The sequence below is a fragment of the Rhizobacter sp. genome (genome assembly GCF_031412495.1).
Taxonomy (GTDB): Bacteria; Pseudomonadota; Gammaproteobacteria; order Burkholderiales; family Burkholderiaceae_C; genus Schlegelella_A.
In genome coordinates, this window is the sequence record NZ_JANODC010000203.1 from 1 (window position 1) to 3,952 (window position 3,952).

General features: G+C 72.4%; 3 protein-coding genes. All 3 read left to right on the forward strand.

The window, feature by feature from the left end; genetic code table 11:
• Window positions 1-131: 131 nt before the first annotated feature.
• Window positions 132-509: a histidine phosphatase family protein gene (locus AC30N0_RS07570; RefSeq protein ID WP_489517317.1), complete on the forward strand. Its 378-nt coding sequence runs from the start codon at window positions 132-134 to the stop codon at window positions 507-509.
• 12 nt (window positions 510-521) lie between these two features.
• Window positions 522-1,442 carry an NAD(P)H-hydrate dehydratase gene (locus tag AC30N0_RS07575; protein ID WP_489517318.1) on the forward strand — a complete coding sequence of 307 codons (921 nt, stop codon included), beginning with the start codon at window positions 522-524 and terminating at the stop codon, window positions 1,440-1,442.
• The coding region (ligD, locus tag AC30N0_RS07580; RefSeq protein ID WP_489517319.1) for a DNA ligase D at window positions 1,439-3,952 on the forward strand (2,514 nt) is incomplete at its 3' end. The genes AC30N0_RS07575 and ligD, both read left to right, overlap by 4 nt.

A 3,952-nucleotide genomic window follows, 5' to 3' on the forward strand; every position in this document is an offset into this window, starting at 1 on the left:
GGCCGCCGGCCGCCACGGCAAGCTGGTGCGCACGATGGAGAACTTCGTCTCGCCGCTGCGCGAGGCCGGCGCGCCGGTCACGGCCGAGCCCGACGTGCCGGCGGCGGCGAAGGCCTGAGGACGGCGACGTCATGGCCACGCAGCCGCCCCTGCCGTTCCGCCACGAGGCGATGGCCGAGATCGACGGCGCCCTACTGGCCGGCTGGCCGCTGCCGCAGCTCGGCGAGGAGAGCGACAAGGAGGAGCGCGGCCGCGTGCTCGTGGTCGCGCACCAGGTGACGGTGAACTGCATGCGCTACCTGCTCGAGCGGCTCGACGAGGCCGAGATCCTGGCCATCGACAAGGTCGCCGACGTGCCGAACTGCGGCGTCACCGCCTACGAGTTCGACCCGGCCGCCGGCCGCCACGGCAAGCTGGTGCGCACGATGGAGAACTTCGTCTCGCCGCTGCGCGAGGCCGGCGCGCCGGTCACGGCCGAGCCCGACGTGCCCGCCGCGGCGAAGGCCTGAGGAGGCGATGCCATGGCCACGCAGCCGCCCCTGCCCTTCCGCCACGAAACGATCGTCGAGATCGACGGGGCCCTGCTCGCCGGCTGGCCACTGCCGCAGCTCGGCGAGGAGAGCGACAAGGAGGAGCGCGGCCGGGTGCTCGTCGTCGCTGGCAGCCGCGAAATGCCCGGCGCCGCCTGGCTCGCCGCCGTCGCTGCCCTGCGCGCCGGCGCCGGCAAGCTGCAGGTGGCCACCGCCGCGAGCGTCGCCGCGGGGCTGGCCTTGCTGCTGCCGGAGGGGCGCGTGATCGGCCTGCCCGAGACGGGCTCCGGCGGCTTCACGATGGCCGGGCTGGAGCGGCTGGAGCCGCTGCTCGGCAAGCTGGATGCCATCGTCATCGGCCCCGGCCTGCAGGACGAGACCGCGACCCGCCTCTTCACGCGCGGCCTGGTCGAGCGCGCTGGCGGCCGCGCCGCCTTCGTGCTCGATGCGCTGGCGATGAACGTGGTGGTCGACTTCACCGACTTCGCCCGCCCGCCGTTGCTGACGCCGCACGCGGGCGAGATGGCGCACCTGACCGGGCACGAAAAGGCCGACATCGAGGCCGACTCCGAGCGCCACGCGCGCGAGGGCGCCGGCCGCTGGAACGCGGTCGTGGCGCTGAAGGGCGCGACCACGGTCATCGCCGCGCCCGACGGCCGCGCCTGGCGCCATTCGCGCGGCCACGTCGGCCTCGCCACCTCGGGCTCGGGCGACACACTGGCCGGCATCGTCGGCGGCCTGGCGGCGCGCGGCGCACCGCTGGAGCAGGCGGCCGCCTGGGGCGTGGCGCTGCACGCGCAGGCGGGGCTGGCGCTGGCCGAGCGGGTCGGTGCGCTCGGCTACCTGGCGAGCGAGCTGCCGGCCGAGGTGCCGCGCCTGATGGAACGGCTGGCCCGAGGGGAGGGACGATGACGACGACTACCGCCAAAGCGAAGCCGAAGGCGGGCGCGGAAGCCTCCCTCGACCCCTACTTCGCGAAGCGCGACTTCAATGTCACCAGCGAGCCGAAGGGCGGCAAGGCGTCGGCCGGCCAGCTCGCCTTCGTCATCCAGAAGCACGCCGCGTCGCGGCTGCACTATGACTTCCGCCTCGAGCTCGACGGCACGCTGAAGAGCTGGGCCGTGCCGAAGGGGCCGAGCCTCGACCCGGCCGACAAGCGCATGGCCGTCCACGTCGAAGACCACCCGATCGACTACGGCGGCTTCGAGGGCACGATCCCGAAGGGCCAGTACGGCGCCGGCCAGGTGATCGTGTGGGACAACGGCAGCTGGGAGCCGGTGGGCGACCCGCTCGAGGGCTACCGCGCCGGCAAGCTCAAGTTCCGCCTGAACGGGAGAAAGCTCGCGGGCGGGTGGACCCTGGTGCGCATGCACGGCCGCGCCGCCGAGCGCCAGGAGCCGTGGCTGCTCATCAAGGAGCGCGACGACGAGGCCCGGCCCGCTTCGGAGTACAGCGTCGTCGACGCCGAGCCGGCGAGCGTGCTCTCGGGCGCGACGATCGCCGACAAGCCGGTGGCGTCGCCCAAGGAAGCGGCCAGGGAAGCCAGCGATGGGAAGCCGGCGCCGAAGGCAGCGAAGAAAGCCGCCAACAAGGCAGCCAAACCTTCGGTGAAACACGAGCCTCCCGCCGGCCCCGCTCTTCCCGCCGGTGCCAAGCCGGCCGCCCTTCCGCAAACCTTCGCGCCGCAGCTCGCCACGCTCGTCACCGAGGCGCCGAAAGACGGCGGCTGGTCGTACGAGATCAAGTTCGACGGCTACCGGCTGCTCGCCCGCGTCGACGGCGACGACGTGCGCCTGTTCACGCGCAACGGCAACGACTGGTCGGACCGCATGCCGGGCCTGGTGCAGGCGGTGCGCGGGCTGAACGTGGGCTCGGGCTGGCTCGACGGCGAGATCGTCGTCCCCGGCGAGCACGGCGCGCCCGACTTCAACCTCCTGCAGAACGCCTTCGACGGGGCGCGCACGGAGAGCATCCTGTACTACCTGTTCGACGTGCCGTATTGCGCCGGCCACGACCTGCGCGCCGTGCCGCTCGCCGAGCGGCGCGCCCTGCTCTCGAGGCTGATCGACACCGCACCCTTCGGTCGCATCCGCTTCAGCGAGGACTTCCACTCCAGCCCGGCCGAGCTGCTCAACAACGCCTGCCGCATGAAGCTCGAAGGCGTGATCGGCAAGCGCGTCGACTCGCCTTACGTGTCGAAGCGAAGCCCGGCCTGGATCAAGCTCAAGTGCACGCAGCGGCAGGAGTTCGTGATCGGCGGCTGGACCGACCCGAAGGGCTCGCGCACCGGCATCGGCTCGCTGCTGCTCGGCATCCACGACGAGGCCGGCGACCTGCGCTACGCCGGCGCGGTGGGCAGCGGCTTCGACCAGCATTCGCTCGCCGCGGTGAAGAAGGCGCTGAGCGCGCTCGACACCGACAAGACGCCGTTCGCGAACAAGCCGCGCGAGGTGAAGGGGCACTGGGTGGAGCCGAAGCTCGTCGCCGAGGTGTCGTTCGGCGAGTGGACGCCGGACGGCCGCGTCCGCCACTCGGTGTTCCACGGCCTGCGCGACGACAAGCCGCCGGCGAGCGTCACGCGCGAGGCGGCGGCGCCGACCGAGCGCGTCGCGGCCGCGGCAGAAGCCGAGGTCGGGGCGGCGCCGAAAGGCAAGGCAGCGGCGAAGAAGGCCGCCGCGACGACGGCAGCCGCGAAGCCGGCGTCTGTGCCGCCGCCAGCGAAGGCCACACCCGCGAAGAAGCGCAGCGGCGAGAGCGCCAGCGTCGAAGGCATCCGCATCAGCAACCCGGGCCGCGTCGTCGACGCATCGACGGGCGCGACCAAGCTCGACGTCGTCAACCACTACCTCGAGGTCGCGCGCCTGATCCTGCCGCACCTCGTCACGCGTCCGGTGTCGCTGGTGCGCGCGCCGGCGGGGCTGGCCGGCCAGCTCGTCTTCCAGCGCCATGCGGCGTCGCTGCGCATTCCCGAGCTGAAGGAGCTCGACCCTGCGATCTCGCCGGAGCGCGCGGCGATGGTCGAGGTCGATTCGTTCACCGGGCTCATCGGCTCGGCGCAGGCCAACGTCATCGAGTTCCACACCTGGAACACGACGACGAAGGACACGACGAAGCCCGACCGCATGATCTTCGACCTGGACCCGGGCGAAGGCGTCAGCTGGGCGCAGGTGCGCGAAGGCACCGAGCTCACCGGCTCGCTGCTCGCCGAGCTGGGCCTGGCGAGCTTCGTCAAGACGAGCGGGGGCAAGGGCCTGCACGTCGTCGTGCCGATCACGCCGAAGGAAGACTGGGACACCGTCAAGGCGCTGTCGAAGCGCATCGTCGAGCACCTGGCCGAGGTCATCCCGGATCGCTTCGTCGCCAAGAGCGGGCCGAAGAACCGCGTCGGGAAGATCTTCGTCGACTACCTGCGCAACGGCTTC